Here is a 14,844-nt window from a genome sequence, read left to right on the forward strand (position 1 = left end):
TCAAATTAAGCGGGCTGGCCGCGAGCGGCGCGGAGCGCCTCGCAATGCACGGCGAGTGCACGCTGCAGGGCGGCGCTAAGCCAACCCGGGTCCGAAAGGCTGCCGCGTGCACAAACATGCTGGTCGGGACGCACGAGCAGGACTGAGCCTGGTTGCATCTCGTACCGCTTCGCCACCAGTCCTTGTGCGTCAATGAAATCTGCGTCGGCGACAGCAGAAGTTGCGGCTATTGCGAGCACCTTCAACTGACCCACTGCCCCTGCTGCGTCACGAAGTCTCGCCAGATTTGCGCTCTCGTCCCCGTCGGCGAAAGCGAGCGCGGTGAAGTCTGGCCCAAGGTGGCGCAGCAGCCAGGTCGACCTGCCATCAGGATGCCGAACTGGCGCATCACACGCCGGCGCACCAGGGACCATTCGTTCGCAAGCACCATCTGGCACCGGCGTATTCAAGGATGACTCGCGAAGTGTGGATGGGACCGAGAGACGCCCGCTGTTGACAAGCGAGCGCGCGAACGGGTGCTTCCGGGCGAGATCCAGCACCGCGTCACGGAAAAGCCGACTCACTTCGCTCTTGGGCGTGATGAAGTCGGTCGCTCTGGTCGAGTTGAGAATGTTCTCGTCGGCGGCGTACTCACGTTCCGCTGCATAACTATCCAACAGCGCATCCGGCGCCCGCCTCTGCAAGACAGCTGCAAGCTTCCAGGCCAGGTTCTCGGCATCCTGCACGCCGGAATTCGCGCCGCGCGCTCCGAAGGGCGACACACCATGCGCAGAGTCACCCGCGAAGAAGATGCGCCCATGCCTGAACTTTTCCATGCGCAGGCATGCGAAGGTATAGACGCTTGCCCACTCAAGCTCGAACTCGGCGTCCTTCAGCGAAGTGTGGGCGAGCATCTGCTTGACTCGAGGAACGACGTTCTCCGGCTTCTTCTCCACTTCGGGATCGGCGTCCCATCCCAGTTGGAAGTCAATGCGCCACACGCCGTCGGGCTGCATGTGAAGCAGCACGCTTTGATTGCGATGGAACGGAGGATCGAACCAGAACCATCGCTCGGCGGGCTGTTCCAGCTTCATCTTCACGTCGGCGATGAGAAACCGGTCGCGAAAAATTCGGCCCTTGCTCTCCTCGCCAATGAGTTGGCGAACCGAGGATCTGGATCCGTCGCACGCGACCAGATAGTCGGCTGCCAGTCGGTAAGGACCCTCTGGCGTATCGATGGTCAGCAGAACGTGGTCGGCTTGTTGCTCTACGTTTGACACCTTGTTGTGCCAACGAAGGTCGATGAGCGGCAGATGTGCGGCTCGTTCTGCCAAGTAGCCCTCGACGTAGTACTGCTGCAGGTTGATGAAGGCTGGTCTTTCGTGCCCGTCCTCTGGCAAGAGGTCGAACTCATAGATTTGCTCGGCCCCGAAGAAGACGCGGCCGAAGTTCCAAGACACGCCCTTGTCGACCATCCGGTCGCCACACCCGAGCCGATCGAAAATCTCAAGGGTGCGCTTGGCAAAGCAGATGGCACGTGAGCCCGTCGAAAGCCTGAAGTCGTTGTCGAGCAAGGCGACGGGCACGCCCCGCTGCGCCAGGTCAATCGCGAGGCTCAAGCCGACAGGCCCAGCGCCAACCACCACCACCGGCTTGCGTGCTGTTTTGGGAATGTCCTGGTCAGGAGACCGCTGAAAGTCGAATTCGAGGGCCTGAAAGTCCAATCCGCTTGTATCTGCATCAGGCAAGTCGGCGAACTTCATTCCTGGCCTCCGTTTGAGGCCGTCTTGCAGGTGGGCGCTTGTCTCATTGGGTCTGCCTTGGAGTAGCGGGCAGACGATACGGCTGGCCTGGAAATGAGACAACGCGATGACGCTCATGCCTAGAATGAGCGCGATTCATGCTGCATTGCGGCACGCTTGCCACCCATGGCCCCTACCGACTCAAGCCTCAAGCAACTTGACCTCAACCTTCTGGGGGTCCTCGACGCATTGCTGCGCGAACAGAGTGTCACCCGTGCGGCCGAATCACTTGGAACGACCCAGAGTGCTATCAGTCACTCGCTTGGCCGGCTTCGGTTCTTCTTCGACGACGCCCTTTTCGTGAAGTCGTCACGGGGGATGGTCGCCACGCGAAAGGCAGAGCTACTGCGACAGCCTGTCGTCGACATCATGGCCACCGTCCAGCAGCAAGTCTTGGCGGAAGCTGGCTTTCACCCAGCTCGCTCGCGCCGAGCATTCGTGTTTGCGATGACGGACGTCGGAGAGTTGGTGTTCCTTCCGCCCCTTCTTACCGAACTGCGGCAGGAGGCGCCTAACTGCACTGTGCGGACGGTGCAGGTGCCCATCGAACAAATTGAAGGTCTACTGGCCTCTGGCGAGGTGGACTTGGCCTTGGGCTCCATCAGGTCGGCCCCAGAAGGCCTCTACCGCCAGCGCCTCTTCCTCAATACGTTCGTCACCGTCGTAAGCTCCCGCAACACTTCGATCAGTGACAGCCTGACGATGGAGCAGTTCCAGCAGATGCCCCAGGTTGTGGTTTCCCTCGAAGGCAAGCTTGGCACTGCCTACGACAAGCTGGTTGAGGAGCAGGGCCTGGAGCGCAACGTCTTCCTGACGACGCCTCATTTTCTCGTTGTGCCACTACTGCTTGAACGGCATCCAGACCTCATCGCTACCGTTCCGATGGAACTTGCGAGCGCCTTCGCCAGGTACGGCACGCTGCGAATCGTAAAACCGCCGATTGAGCTTCCACAGTTCGCGTTGAGCCAGCACTGGCATCCCCGGTTTCACAACGACCCGGCGGTGTGTTGGTTGCGTGCCCTCGTGAAGCGAACGTTCGAGCACTACCGGGAACCCAACCTTGAACAACTTCCGAAGTAGCCATAAAAGCTTGGGAGGGCGAACTACTTGCGCCAGAATGCCCACCAAGGACCTGCACCTTTGTCTTTGGCGTGCAGGTCCGCCCCGAGCGTAGATTGGGCTCCGCTTCTTCGGCGCAGTTCGCGCTCGAGTTCATGAGCCCGACCATTCGCGTCTCGTTCTCCATGCAACGCGCGAGTCCGCCACTGTGTAGCCAGCGCGGCCAACTGGTCGTTGCTGAGATTCTCAAATTCGGACGGTGAATTCACGCGCTGCTCATCGCCACGCACGGCTGCTTCGGACCCATTGCCGGCGTTCATGTGCTTGTACTCTTCGAAACGTGATCCCTGCAACAGTTGCATGGGCCCGTCCGATGCTGACAGACTGGCCCAATGGTTGGCAACTGCCCTAAAGGGAAGTACCGATGCTGGCCTCGCACGGTGACAGTCGTTGCCTATTGCCGCTGGTTCCGGCACACCTCGAGCACGACGCCGCGCAGCCATCGATGCGCCGGATCCCGGTCGTGTCGGGGGTGCCACATCTGGGAGATCGTGATGTGCTCCGTGGGCATCGGCAGTTCGAAGGAGCGCAGCCCGGTGCTTGCCCTCAGGTGCTCGAAGTACGACGCGGGTATCAGCGCCACCATGTCGGTCGCGGCCGCAGTCGACAGCGCGGTGCCGAAGCTGGGCACGACGACCGCGACATTCCGCGTCAAGCCGGAAGCGGCCAGCGCGTCGTCCACGAAACCCGTGATCCGTCTTCCGCGCGATGTGACCACGTGGTCGCATGCGGCATATCGCTCAGGGGTGATTTCGCCTTGCGCCAGGAGCGGATGCGCCTGCCGCACCACGGCAACGAAGCGATCGCGGTAGAGCGCCTGAACGCGCACCTCGGGGCCGGACTCGCCGAGAACACCGACGTCGAGATCGATCAGTCCCTCCCGCAGCGGGCGCACGTCCTTGTCCGGCTTGGGCGCGAAGCGCAGGCGCACGCCTGGCGCTTCGCGGGCGGTGCGCGCGACGAGCAGATGCGCAAAGGCCTCGGTGAAGCCATCGTTGGCCCGCACCGTGAACATGCGCACGAGCGTGCCCAGGTTCAGCCCGGGGCCCTCCGGCCGCAGCACGGCACTGGCTTCTTCGACCAGTTCCTTGACGCGGTCGCGCAGGGCCAGCGCGCGGGGTGTGGGAACCATGGCCCGGCCGGCGCGCACCAGGAGTTCGTCGCCGGTCGCTTCACGCAACCGCGCCAGGGTGCGGCTCATGGCCGACTCGCTCAGGCCCAGGCGCTCGGCCGCTCGCGAGACGCTGGCCTCGGAGAGAAGGGCGTTCAACGCGATCAGAAGGTTGAGGTCGGTGTCGGCCGGCATGCGCCGAAGCTAGCACGGCTTGGGAGCGCAAGGGTGGCGCCGCATGCATCAACAAGATGCGCGCCACGCGCTGGTTGGGCCGACACCCTCGACCTATGCTGACTTGGCGCGATCGAGCGTGCCCAGATGGAATCTACGTATGTTGTCACCTGTCCTCGAACCAGACTCTCCCACCGTCGCCCGCCGCGCCGAATCCGCTGCGGCAAGCGAGCTGGACGGTCTGCCACTGCCCCAGCGCTGCGCGGCGGTCGCCGCGATCCTCGGTGCGGGCGTGCTCGTGGTGCTCGACGGCGCCATCGCCAACATCGCATTGCCGAGCATTGCCCAGCAAGTGGGGGCCGCGCCGGCCAACGCTGTCTGGATCGTCACCGCCTATCAGCTCGCGGTGGTGATGTTCCTGCTGCCCGCTTCGGCCATCGGCGAGAGCCTCGGCTATCGACGTGTGTTCGCTGGCGGTGTCGCGCTGTTCACCGCGGCTTCGGTGATGTGCGCGCTGGCGCCGTCATTGCCCTGGCTGCTGGCGGCAAGGTGCCTTCAGGGCCTGGGCGGTGCTGCCGTGATGCCGCTGGGCCTTGCGCTGTTGCGCTTCACCTATCCGCGCCGATTGCTGGGCCAGGCGATCGCATGGAACGCGCTGGCGGTGGCAGGCGCCTCGGCGGCGGGGCCGGCCGTCGGTGCCGCCATGCTGTCGGTCGCGAGCTGGCCGTGGCTCTTCGCCGTGAATCTGCCGATTGGCGCCCTGGTGCTGGTCGCCTGTGCCGGATTGCCGAACCCGCGAGGCACTGGCCGTCGCATCGACCTCGTGAGCATCGCCCTCAACGCGATCATGTTCGCCGCCGTGGTGCTGGGCAGCGATCGGCTGCCTTCGTCGCCGTGGTACGGCGCCGCGTTGCTCGCCGCGGCGGCCGGTTCGATGGTTCTGCTGGTTCGGCGCGAGAAGACCAAGACGGCGCCGCTCATCCCGCTCGATCTTCTGCGGGTGCGATCGTTTCGGCTTTCGATCGTTGCGTCTGTGTGCTGCTTTGCCGGGCAAATGATCGGCTACCTGGCGTTGCCCTTCTACTTCCAGCATGAGCTGGGCTTGAGCGCCATGGCGACCGGCGCCTTGATGACGCCGTGGCCTCTGGCAGTGATGGTGGCTGCGCCGTTGTCGGCGCGACTGGCCAAGCGAGTGCCGACGGCGTGGCTTTGCGCAGCCGGAGGTGCGTGCCTCGCGACCGGCCTCGCGTTGTGCGCCGTGTGGCCGCTTCACGGTGATCCTCGGCTGCCGTTGACCATCTTCACGAGCCTGGCAGGTCTCGGCTTTGGATTCTTCCAGACGCCCAACAACCAGAACATGCTGCTGGCTGCCCCGAAAGAGCGGAGCGGAGCGGCCGGAGGTGCCCAGGGAACCGCGCGGCTTACCGGATTGACGCTCGGCGGCCTATCGATGGGACTCTTGTTCGCGTTGCTGCCATCGGCCGGTGCTGTGCACTGGGGATTGACCCTCGCGGCATTGGCCGCGCTGGCTGGCGGAGTGGTCAGTTTGTTGAGAAGTTGTTCACTTCATAGCGCAGTTCCGCCATGCCAGCACCCATCTGTTGAACGGACACCAGGCGCAGGCTCGGGCTCAGCACTCTCCGCGGGAACAGGGGCTTGCCTTTGCCAAGAGTCGCCGAGCCAATCTGGATGATGAGTTCATCCAGCAGACCCGCGTCGTGGAATTGGCCGGCGAGGTCGCCACCTCCAACGATCCATATGTTCTTGCCGCCAGCGGCCGACTGCATTTCCGAGTGGATCGTTTGCACGTCGCCGCTGACGAACCGAATGTCTGCGCCGGCAATTGCCGGAAGATTGCGGCTGGAAAACACCCATGCCGGCTGGGTGTACGGCCACGGCGAGCCAGTCTCGGCAGCGACCGTTTCAGCATTGCGCACCATCCATTCATAAGTCGCAGAGCCCATTGCCAGGGCACCGACTTTCGAGATGAAGTCCGGATAGCTGGAGTTGTCCAGGCTCCCCAGCGGGAAAAGCCACTCGAGTGAGTCGTCCTCGGTCGCCAGGAATCCGTCAAGGCTTGTCGATGTGAAGTACTGGGTTTTCATGGGTATTCATGGGCTTTCTTTGAAATTCTGACGTTCGCAAGTGCGGTGACTCGCATTCCACCGCCCCCGGCATAATCGCGCCCTTTTTCCTCGGGGGCCAGGATGCAGTTCGAAATCGCGCAATCCACTCCAACAGCCGCCAGCATCGCGGTGCTGGTCCAGGAACACTACGCCCTGGGAAAGGTCGTCGAGAGCGAATTCCTGCGAAGAAGCTTCAATCAGGTCTACAGACTGGGCTTGGCCAGCGGACAACGTGTCGTGGCGCGACTCTGTGCCGAGCGTCCGCGAGGCGAGCCCAACGTCTTGTTCGAATCAGCCGCGTTGGACCATTGGGCACAGGTCGGATGCGCCGTAGCCCGTTGCTTGCCTACTGCCGATGGGCAAGTCGCCATGCAGGTGCCGTTGCCCGAGGGCCCTCGGGCGCTGATGCTCTTCGAGCATCTCGAGGGCGAGTTCACGGGCGAATCGGCCGAAGACATCCAAGCCTTCGCGCAGGGACTGGCCTCCTTGCACATCAGTGGGGAAAGCTATCAAGGGCCGCCGAGCGCCTATTGCCTTGACCTGGACTACCTGCTGTTGCGACCTCTCGAAGGCCTGCTGCGCGCGCCGACGATGACTGCCGAGCTGCGCCCACAGTTCGAGATGCTCGGGCATCGCCTGCACGATGAAATCTCGGCGCTGGGGGATCTCAGCCACGTGCTTTGCCATGGAGACGCGCACGGCAGCAACAACTTCATCGTGCTCGATGCAAAAGGCCAACGCAAGGCAGTGTTCTTTGACTTCGACGAGGCGGGGCCTGGTTTCCTGGCCTACGAGCTGGCGGTTTATCCGTGGAGCCTGTGTCCGCGCATCCCCGACGGCGTACTGAGCGAAAAGGCGAAGACGCAATGGCGGAACTTTATCTCTGCCTACCGCGATACAAACCCCGTCGCCGACGTTGACCTCTTCGCCATCGCTCGCTTCATGGCAGTGCGGCAGTTTTGGCTGCTCGGAGAGTACGCGGGCCGTATTCCCGTCTGGGGCTCTCAGGCAATTCCGACTGACTACCTGCGTCGACAGGTGACCATGTTGCGCAACTGGGAGTCTTTGGAGTTGCCGCTGTAGCTACGAATCCTCACAAAACTTTTTTTAACCGTCAAACCGTACTCGCCAGACCCTCCGCGCCATGTCAGGCCTGCGCCGCAGCGGATTGCGCTGAACTTGCGCTGCAATCTTCAATCCTCTGTGCACGGTCGAAAATCGATGCTCGATCCGCCACAATCGCCGTTCCTGCCCCCTGAAAACCCATGCAACCCAAGATCTTCTCCATTCTCCCGCTCGTCTTCGCAATCACCGCGGGCGCCCTGGTCCCCCATTCCGTGTCCTTCGCGGCCTCTCACGCCGCCAAGCCCGCAACCCACAAGAAGCCCGTCGCAGAAGCGCCTGCAGTGGCGCCAGCGGCGGGACAGACCGCCGTCGCCGGCGGGCCGCCGGCGCTCCCGGCCAAGGCGTGGCTGCTGATGGACTTCGACTCCGGCGAGGTGCTCGCCTCGTCCAACCCTGACGAGCCACTGCCGCCGGCATCGCTGACTAAGATGATGACGAGCTTCCTCGTCGAGCAGGCGATTCGCTCGGGCAAGCTCAAAAAGGACGATCTCGTGACCGTCAGCCAGAACGCCTGGTGCCGTGGCTCGAGCACAGAATCGTGCATGTACCTGCCGCTGAACAGCCAGGCGACGGTGGTCGACATCCTGCGCGGCATCATCATCCAGTCGGGCAACGATGCGTCCAAGGCCATTGCCGAGCATATGGCCGGCTCCGAAGAGGGCTTTGCCAAGCTCATGAACGCCGAAGCCCAGCGCCTCGGCATGACGCACACGCATTTCGTGAACGCCACCGGCCTTCCCGACCCGGATCACAAGGCCTCTGCGCGCGACCTCGCGATCCTGGCGCGCGCCATCATCCGCGACAGCGCCGATTTCTATCCGATGTACGCGGAGCGCGAGTTCAAGTTCAACGGTATCAAGCAGGGCAACCGCAATGCGTTGCTCTATACCGACCCGACCGTCGACGGACTGAAGACCGGCCACACGCAAGAGGCGGGCTACTGCCTCGTCACTTCGTCCAAGCGCAACGGGATGCGCCTGATCACGGTGATTCTCAACACCAACAGCGCGCAGGCACGTGCCGACGAGACGCGCGCGCTGCTCGGCTGGGGCTTCAGCAACTTCGAGAAGGCGACGCCCATTCAGCCGAACGCCGTCGTCGCGACGCCCAAGGTGAGCTTCGGCAAGGCCGACACCGTTGCCGCGGCTCTGGCCTCGCCCTGGACGGTGACTGTGCCGCGCGGCCAGCAGGTGCAAACCTCGGTGCAGATCAAGCCGGACCTGGAGGCTCCTGTGGCCAAGGGCGCAGTCATCGGCAAGGTGGTCGCGAACTCGAATGGCAAGCCGGTGGGCGAAGCGCCGCTGGTCGCGCAGGCCGATGTGGAACGCTCGGGCTTGATGCTGCGCTCGTGGCAGCACGTGACCAGGTTGTTCGGCAAATGAGCGATGCCGATGCGTGCTTCGCCCCAGTGGTCTGACGGCACTGTGGGCGAAGTCCGACACAGCTTGCGGGAAATCGAGGGGTAAACGTAGGTCATCCGCGGCCGATCAGCGGCCGCATTCGTTCAACGACAGCTCGTCTGAAGGAATCCGCGATGGCCCACCTACAACACCAGTCTTGTATCGACGCGTGCAACGCTTGCGCCGATGCGTGCGACCACTGCTCGACGGCCTGCCTGCAGGAGCCGGACGTCAAGGCCATGGCGCGTTGCATCGCGCTCGACATGGACTGCGCGGCCATTTGCAGGCTCTCGGCTGGCTATATGTCCCGCGGCAGTGATTTCGCCCGCCAACTGTGCCGCTTGTGCGCCGAGGTGTGCCAGGCGTGCGGCGATGAGTGCGCGAGGCATCCGCATGATCACTGCCAAGCCTGTGCAGCGGCCTGCCGGAAGTGCGCGGAAGAGTGCCGAAAGATGGCGGCCTGAACTGCGCCAAGGCGCTCCAAGACACTATCGTGTCAGCGAACGCCGCCACTGTGCAGCGCCCGGGTCCGATGGCCGGCTCAGCACTGTGTGCCGAAAGTGGGGTGTTCCAGACAGCAAAGGAGCAGCCATGAGCAAGGCCAGGAATCCCTCGGAGAGCACGGGCTCGCAGCACAACAAGACCGGTGCGCAGCCATCGACCCAGAAAAACGAAGGCCGGCGTACGACCGACAGCCGCAACGACCGCGAGACGCAAGCCGGAAGTTCCAACCAGTCCCAGCAGCGCAGGGGCAGGACGGGCGCTTGACGCCGGGCAGCCATGTCCACGAGCGCGGCACAGGCAGCGTCCGCAGTGCGTTCCGCAGCGGTGCCGATGGGCACTGAACACGACTGGAGCCCACTGCAGGCATGGATTGGCGATGCGCACTATGTTCTCCTGGGGGAAGCCTCGCACGGCACGTACGATTTCTATGCAGAGCGCGCACGAATCACGCGCCAGCTTCTGGCCTATGGCCAGTTCAACGCGGTGGCGATCGAAGGCGACTGGCCCGACGCCAACCGCGTGAATCGATTCGTGCGCGGTTTGGGCGGCGATGCGTCCGCCGTTGAAGCGCTGGGCGGATTCAAGCGCTTTCCGACATGGATGTGGCGCAACACGGTTGTGCAGGAATTCGTCGAATGGCTGCGCGACTTCAATAGCGCTCGTCCGGCCGATCTTCAGTGCGGCTTCTATGGCATGGACATGTACAGCCTCCATGCCTCCATGAACGCCGTCCTGCAATATCTCGACAACGCCCACCCAGAGCTCGCGCAAGCCACGCGTGAACGCTATGCCTGCTTCGATCGATTCGGCGAGGACAGCAACGTCTACGGAATGATGACCGGCCTGCGCGGACTGCCGGGATGCGAAGAGGAAGTCATCAAGACACTTGTCGAGCTGCGGCGGCAGGCGCGTGCCGCCGGCCCGTACGACGATGGCGAGGACGCGTTCGATGCCGAGCAAAACGCCCGTCTCGTGAAGAACGCCGAAGCCTACTACCGCTCGATGTACCTGAGCAATGTTTCGTCATGGAACCTGCGCGACCGGCACATGGTGGAGTCGCTCGACGCCATCGACACGCGCCTGAAGAAGGACGGCGTGCGCCCGCGCATCATCGTCTGGGCCCACAACTCGCACCTGGGTGATGCACGGGCTACCGAAATGGGCCGCCGGGGCGAACTCAATGTCGGCCAGCTCATGCGTGAACGACACGCCAGCGATGCAGTCCTCATCGGGTTCACGACGCACACGGGCACGGTCACGGCTGCGTCCGATTGGGGCGCGCCGACGGAGTTCAAGCGTGTGGTTCCGTCAAGGGAGGACAGCGTCGAACATGTGCTCCATTCGACGGGCCTGCCGCGCTTCTTCCTGCCATTGCGCGATGGCGGGCTCCACGCGGATGCCTTGCGCGAGCGACGGTTGGAACGCGCCATCGGCGTCATCTACCGCCCGGAAACCGAGCGCGCGAGCCATTACTTCCTGGCCGAGCCGGCGGACCAGTTCGACGCGATCGTGCACATCGACAGCACTCGGGCATTGCGTCCGCTCGATCACAGTGTCGAATGGCACTCCGCCGAAGTGCCGGAAACCTTCCCTTCCGGAAAGTAGCGACGCAAGCAGCACGGGAGAGGGCCGCTATGCTGGCGGCATGACCTCCAAGACGCTGCTCGTCGTCTATCACACCATGACTGGTGGCACCGAACAGATGGCGCAGGCCGCCGTCCAAGGTGCGCGCGATGAACCCGGCGTTCATGTGCGCTTGCTGCGCGCGCCCGACGCCGGCCCCGATGACGTGCTGGGCGCCGATGCCTATCTATTTGCGACACCGGAGAACCTGGCTTCCATGGCGGGGCTGATGAAGGACTTCTTCGATCGCTGCTACTACGCGGCGCTGGATCGCGTGAACGGCCGGCCTTATGCAGCGATGGTGTGCGCCGGCAGCGACGGCCAGAACGCTGTCCGGCAGATCGATCGCATCGCGACGGGCTGGCGGCTGCGCAGCGTCGCCCCGGCGTTGATCGTCTGCACTCACGCGCAGACACCCGAAGCCATTGCGCGGCCCAAGACGATCGGCGTCGAAGATCTCGCGCAATGCCGGGAGCTCGGGGCCGCTCTCGCGACCGGGCTGGCACTGGGCATTTACTGATCGTCGTCTACGGCAGGCTAGGCGCGACCGCGCTTGCCCGGTCTCTGTCGAGCCAGAGCCAGATTCGCGGTCGTCATCGCCGCGACCAGCGTGACCAGCCACGAGAAGTAGACCCACAGCAAGAACATCGGGAGAGCGGCGAAGGCTCCGTAGAGGGCCTTGTACGTAGGCACCTTGACGAGATACGCCGTGAAGCCCCGCTTGCCGAGCTCGAAGCCGATGCTGGCGATCAAGCCGCCCGCGAGCGCATCGCGCAGCCGGACCTCGGTGTTCGGGACGAGGTAGAACATGCTCGTCAGTGCAGCGACGCCGAGGACGAGCGGCCCCAGATCGAACACGAACGCGAGCGATCGTGGCAACACACCCAGCAGGCCCATGGAGGTGCCCAGCAGATATGAAGTCGCCCAAAGGCTCAGGCCCAGGACCGGCGGGCCGATCGCCAGCATCAGGAGGTACAGGCCGACTCGCTTGAAGAACGGCCGGTTCTTCTTGACCTTCCACATCTGGTTCAGCGCGTTCTCCACCGTCAACAGCATCGCGACCGCCGTGCCCAGCAGGAACAGCGAGCCGACCCACGTCAGGCTGCTGGCATTGCCGGCGAACTGGTTCAGGTATCTCAACACGGTGCGCGCGATGTCCGTGGGGAGCAGCCTGCTCAGCAACGACTCCTGGAGCGTATTCCTGAGGTGCTTGAAGATCGGGAAATGCGCGATGAGCGCGAAGCTGGCCGCGAGCAACGGCACGACCGAAAGCAAGGTGGTGAAGGTCAGGCTCCCGGCAACCTGAGGCAGGCGCTCGTTCCTTGCGCGCTGGATCGTCAAACGGGTCAGGGTGAACATGTATCGCTGAAGAGAAAGGTCGGGTGGCTTCGCGGGCAAGACTGCCGCGGCGGACGCCGATTGTCCGATGGTCCGATCTTGAGCGCCACGACCGTGCTGGCCGCGCGCTGGCCCTTACAGGTAGGTCGCGCCGGCTTCTTGCTCGAAGCGCCCCGGCGGTCCTTCCCAGACCACGCGCGCATGGTCGAGCACGTAGACGCGATCGGCATGCGGCAGGGCGAAGGTCACGTTCTGCTCTCCGAGCAACACACTGATCGACGTCGTGCTGCGCAGTCGTTCCAGGGCCTTCGACAACACTTCCAGGATCACCGGCGCGAGTCCCAGCGTCGGCTCATCGAGGATCAGCAACCGGGGCTTCATCATCAATGCCCGCGCAATGGCGAGCATCTGCTGCTCGCCGCCGCTCAAGGTGCGCGCCAACTGCGACTGTCGATCGCGCAGGATCGGGAACATCTCGAACATCCAGTCGAGACGCTCCGCGCGCTCGGCCTTGTCGAGCGTGTTGCCGCCGAGATCGAGGTTCTCGCGCACGCTCATGTCGCCGAAGAGTTCCCGCGTCTCCGGACAGTGGACGACGCCTCCGCGCGCGATCTCCGCGGCGGTGCGTCCTTGCAATGATTCGCCGGCCCACTTCACCGTGCCGGAATAGGGCACCAGCCCCGAGATCGCGTTGAAGAGCGTGGTTTTGCCGGCACCGTTCAAGCCCACCAACGAGACGAATTCGCCTTCGCGCACGTGCAGCGAAACGTCCTGCAGCGCGAGAGCCTTGCCGTACAGCACGCCGACGTTCTCCACCTGAAGGATCGGCGCGCGATCCGTGGAAACAGTCGACTCACGGCCCGTTCGCGTCAGCGCGCCGCCCAGGTAGACCCGGCGCACGGTCTCGTCTTTCATCACGTCGGCAGCGGCGCCTTCGGCGATTCGCTCGCCCAGGTACATCGCCAGCACGCGGTCCACCAGCGCCGACACGCCCTTGACGTTGTGATCCACCAGCAGGACCGCGCGGCCTTCATCGCGAAACTCGCGGATCAGCTCGGAAAAAGCAGCCACCTCGCGCGTCGTCAGTCCGGCAAAAGGCTCGTCGACCAGCACCAGCTTCGGATGCCGGGCGATCGCCTTGGCCAACTCCAGCCGCCGCAGGTCCGCGAAAGCGAGCGTGGGCGGCTTGCGATCGATGACCGCCGTGAGGCCGACGCGAGCGGCAATGGACCGCGCCTTGGCGTCGACCTCCGTGCCGGCGAACAACTGCGTCAGCCGATCGGGCAGCAGCGCGACCTTGATGTTTTCCAGCACCGTCTGGCGCTGCAGCGGGCGCGAATGCTGGAACACCAGTCCCACGCCCAGGCGCGCCACCTTGTGCGAGGCCAGTCCGCCGATCTCCACGCCATCGAGCTTGATCGAGCCAGCGGTCGGCTGTTCGACCCCCATGATGGTCTTCATCGCGGTCGACTTGCCCGAGCCATTGGGCCCGATGAGGCCGAGGATCTCGCCCGGCCGGATCGCAAAGGCGAGCTCCTTCACCGCGACGAGACCGCCGTACTGCTTGGTGAGGCCGGATACCTCCAGCATCGGCGCTGCTTCACGCTCACCCACGGCGCCTGCCTCCGTGCAGCATCCCGAGGAAGCCGTCGGGAAAGAACAGGATCACCAGCAACGCCATGACCGAGACGATCAGCGTCGCCAGCTCACCCAGCGGCCGCAGCAGTTCGCCCATGCCGATCAGGAAGATCGCGCCGATCGCCGCGCCGACCACCGTTCGCCGGCCACCGAGAACAGCCGCGATGATGATCTGCACGCCGACGGAGAGGTTGACGAAGGTGCCGACCGAAGCCGTGCCCATGTAGAAGACCATCAGCGCGCCTGCGAAGCCCGAGAAGAAAGCGCTGACGATGAAGGCCGCCAGCTTGTGCTTGGCCACGTTGAAGCCGAGCGCGCCGGCCTGCACTGCGTCTTGCCCACTCGCTTGGAGGATGAGCCCGGCCGGTGACCGTGAAAGGCCGAAGAGCACTGCGCCGCTGACCGCCATGAAGCCGAAGGCGATCCAGTAATTGGTCGTAGCGCTGATCGACATCACGTCAGGCACCGACAGCCCGATCTCACCGCCGGTCAATCCCGCGAAGACGACGACGAAGTTTTGCAGCATCAGCACGGCGACGAGCGTGGTGAGGCCGAAATACGGGCCCCGCAGGCGCAGTGCAGGCAGTGCGAGCACCACGCCGCCGAGGACAGCCATCGCGGCGCCGGCCAGCACGCACATCCAGATCGATATTTCCGGCGAGAGCCGCGCATCGAGGATGCCGGCCGTGTAGGCGCCCAGCCCAATAAGGAAGGTCGGCCCGAAGTTGACCTCGCCAGCGAAGCCGAACAGCAAATCCCAGGACATCGCGAACACTGCCGTATAGAACGCCACCGTGAGCAGGCCCAGCACATAGCCCGAGGCGAAGCCCGGAAGCACCGCGCCCACCGCGAGCACTGCGATCGCGATCCAGAAGAGCCGGGACGTGAAGACAGGGCGCATGGCT

Annotated in this window: 14 protein-coding genes and 1 pseudogene; 8 read left to right on the top strand and 7 right to left on the bottom strand. The window is 64.1% G+C overall.

What is annotated here, in order from left to right; all coding sequences use genetic code 11:
- Window positions 1-5: 5 nt before the first annotated feature.
- On the bottom strand, window positions 6-1,742 hold the full coding sequence (locus tag AC1DSF_RS17195) for an FAD-dependent oxidoreductase (protein ID WP_478125656.1): 1,737 nt from the start codon (window positions 1,740-1,742) through the stop codon (window positions 6-8).
- Window positions 1,743-1,907: 165 nt separating this feature from the next.
- Here AC1DSF_RS17195 and AC1DSF_RS17200 point away from each other — a divergent pair, with 165 nt between their 5' ends.
- A complete protein-coding gene (locus AC1DSF_RS17200) occupies window positions 1,908-2,861 on the top strand; it encodes a LysR family transcriptional regulator (RefSeq protein ID WP_478125657.1) in 954 nt (317 codons plus the stop codon).
- A 23-nt stretch (window positions 2,862-2,884) separates the two neighbouring features.
- Here AC1DSF_RS17200 and AC1DSF_RS17205 read toward each other — a convergent pair whose 3' ends face one another.
- A complete protein-coding gene (locus tag AC1DSF_RS17205; protein ID WP_478125658.1) occupies window positions 2,885-3,202 on the bottom strand; it encodes a hypothetical protein in 318 nt (105 codons plus the stop codon).
- A 92-nt stretch (window positions 3,203-3,294) separates the two neighbouring features.
- Window positions 3,295-4,206 (bottom strand): LysR family transcriptional regulator, encoded by a 912-nt coding sequence (locus AC1DSF_RS17210; protein ID WP_478125659.1) that lies wholly within the window; start codon window positions 4,204-4,206, stop codon window positions 3,295-3,297.
- Between the two features lie 139 nt (window positions 4,207-4,345).
- Here AC1DSF_RS17210 and AC1DSF_RS17215 point away from each other — a divergent pair.
- Window positions 4,346-5,614: pseudogene (locus AC1DSF_RS17215) on the top strand (MFS transporter); the annotation flags it as partial.
- 112 nt (window positions 5,615-5,726) lie between these two features.
- On the opposite strand, the gene AC1DSF_RS17220 reads toward AC1DSF_RS17215, so the two are convergent.
- Entirely contained in the window at window positions 5,727-6,290 is a 564-nt protein-coding gene (locus tag AC1DSF_RS17220) for a dihydrofolate reductase family protein (protein ID WP_478125660.1), read from the bottom strand.
- A gap of 102 nt (window positions 6,291-6,392) precedes the next feature.
- On the opposite strand from AC1DSF_RS17220, the gene AC1DSF_RS17225 reads away from it, so the two are divergent.
- From AC1DSF_RS17225 to AC1DSF_RS17250, 6 genes are all read left to right on the top strand, one after another.
- Window positions 6,393-7,394 (top strand): phosphotransferase enzyme family protein, encoded by a 1,002-nt coding sequence (locus AC1DSF_RS17225; protein WP_478125661.1) that lies wholly within the window; start codon window positions 6,393-6,395, stop codon window positions 7,392-7,394.
- A 182-nt stretch (window positions 7,395-7,576) separates the two neighbouring features.
- On the top strand, window positions 7,577-8,818 hold the full coding sequence (locus AC1DSF_RS17230; RefSeq protein WP_478125662.1) for a D-alanyl-D-alanine carboxypeptidase family protein: 1,242 nt from the start codon (window positions 7,577-7,579) through the stop codon (window positions 8,816-8,818).
- A 152-nt stretch (window positions 8,819-8,970) separates the two neighbouring features.
- Window positions 8,971-9,300 (top strand): four-helix bundle copper-binding protein, encoded by a 330-nt coding sequence (locus tag AC1DSF_RS17235; protein ID WP_478125663.1) that lies wholly within the window; start codon window positions 8,971-8,973, stop codon window positions 9,298-9,300.
- 127 nt (window positions 9,301-9,427) lie between these two features.
- Window positions 9,428-9,604: a hypothetical protein gene (locus tag AC1DSF_RS17240; RefSeq protein WP_478125664.1), complete on the top strand. Its 177-nt coding sequence runs from the start codon at window positions 9,428-9,430 to the stop codon at window positions 9,602-9,604.
- Window positions 9,605-9,616: 12 nt separating this feature from the next.
- Window positions 9,617-10,945, top strand: a complete 1,329-nt coding sequence (locus tag AC1DSF_RS17245) for an erythromycin esterase family protein (protein WP_478125665.1) — start codon at window positions 9,617-9,619, stop codon at window positions 10,943-10,945.
- Between the two features lie 40 nt (window positions 10,946-10,985).
- Window positions 10,986-11,483, top strand: a complete 498-nt coding sequence (locus AC1DSF_RS17250; RefSeq protein WP_478125666.1) for a flavodoxin family protein — start codon at window positions 10,986-10,988, stop codon at window positions 11,481-11,483.
- 17 nt (window positions 11,484-11,500) lie between these two features.
- Here AC1DSF_RS17250 and AC1DSF_RS17255 read toward each other — a convergent pair whose 3' ends face one another.
- From AC1DSF_RS17255 to AC1DSF_RS17265, 3 genes are all read right to left on the bottom strand, one after another.
- Complete coding sequence (locus AC1DSF_RS17255) at window positions 11,501-12,322, bottom strand: YihY family inner membrane protein (RefSeq protein WP_478125667.1); 822 nt, start codon at window positions 12,320-12,322, stop codon at window positions 11,501-11,503.
- A 114-nt stretch (window positions 12,323-12,436) separates the two neighbouring features.
- Window positions 12,437-13,891 (bottom strand): ATP-binding cassette domain-containing protein, encoded by a 1,455-nt coding sequence (locus AC1DSF_RS17260; RefSeq protein ID WP_478125848.1) that lies wholly within the window; start codon window positions 13,889-13,891, stop codon window positions 12,437-12,439.
- Between the two features lie 16 nt (window positions 13,892-13,907).
- Complete coding sequence (locus AC1DSF_RS17265; RefSeq protein WP_478125668.1) at window positions 13,908-14,840, bottom strand: branched-chain amino acid ABC transporter permease; 933 nt, start codon at window positions 14,838-14,840, stop codon at window positions 13,908-13,910.
- Between the last annotated feature and the right edge of the window lie 4 nt (window positions 14,841-14,844).

Source organism: Variovorax sp. 01N429, assembly GCF_056399425.1.

Bases quoted from the DNA above. Each gene is read 5' to 3' on its own strand.
- AC1DSF_RS17195 (WP_478125656.1), bottom strand. From the start codon at position 1,742: ATGAAGTTCGCCGACTTGCCTGATGCAGATACAAGCGGATTGGACTTT.
- AC1DSF_RS17200 (WP_478125657.1), top strand. From the start codon at position 1,908: ATGGCCCCTACCGACTCAAGCCTCAAGCAACTTGACCTCAACCTTCTG.
- AC1DSF_RS17205 (WP_478125658.1), bottom strand. From the start codon at position 3,202: ATGCAACTGTTGCAGGGATCACGTTTCGAAGAGTACAAGCACATGAAC.
- AC1DSF_RS17210 (WP_478125659.1), bottom strand. From the start codon at position 4,206: ATGCCGGCCGACACCGACCTCAACCTTCTGATCGCGTTGAACGCCCTT.
- AC1DSF_RS17220 (WP_478125660.1), bottom strand. From the start codon at position 6,290: ATGAAAACCCAGTACTTCACATCGACAAGCCTTGACGGATTCCTGGCG.
- AC1DSF_RS17225 (WP_478125661.1), top strand. From the start codon at position 6,393: ATGCAGTTCGAAATCGCGCAATCCACTCCAACAGCCGCCAGCATCGCG.
- AC1DSF_RS17230 (WP_478125662.1), top strand. From the start codon at position 7,577: ATGCAACCCAAGATCTTCTCCATTCTCCCGCTCGTCTTCGCAATCACC.
- AC1DSF_RS17235 (WP_478125663.1), top strand. From the start codon at position 8,971: ATGGCCCACCTACAACACCAGTCTTGTATCGACGCGTGCAACGCTTGC.
- AC1DSF_RS17240 (WP_478125664.1), top strand. From the start codon at position 9,428: ATGAGCAAGGCCAGGAATCCCTCGGAGAGCACGGGCTCGCAGCACAAC.
- AC1DSF_RS17245 (WP_478125665.1), top strand. From the start codon at position 9,617: ATGTCCACGAGCGCGGCACAGGCAGCGTCCGCAGTGCGTTCCGCAGCG.
- AC1DSF_RS17250 (WP_478125666.1), top strand. From the start codon at position 10,986: ATGACCTCCAAGACGCTGCTCGTCGTCTATCACACCATGACTGGTGGC.
- AC1DSF_RS17255 (WP_478125667.1), bottom strand. From the start codon at position 12,322: ATGTTCACCCTGACCCGTTTGACGATCCAGCGCGCAAGGAACGAGCGC.
- AC1DSF_RS17260 (WP_478125848.1), bottom strand. From the start codon at position 13,891: ATGCTGGAGGTATCCGGCCTCACCAAGCAGTACGGCGGTCTCGTCGCG.
- AC1DSF_RS17265 (WP_478125668.1), bottom strand. From the start codon at position 14,840: ATGCGCCCTGTCTTCACGTCCCGGCTCTTCTGGATCGCGATCGCAGTG.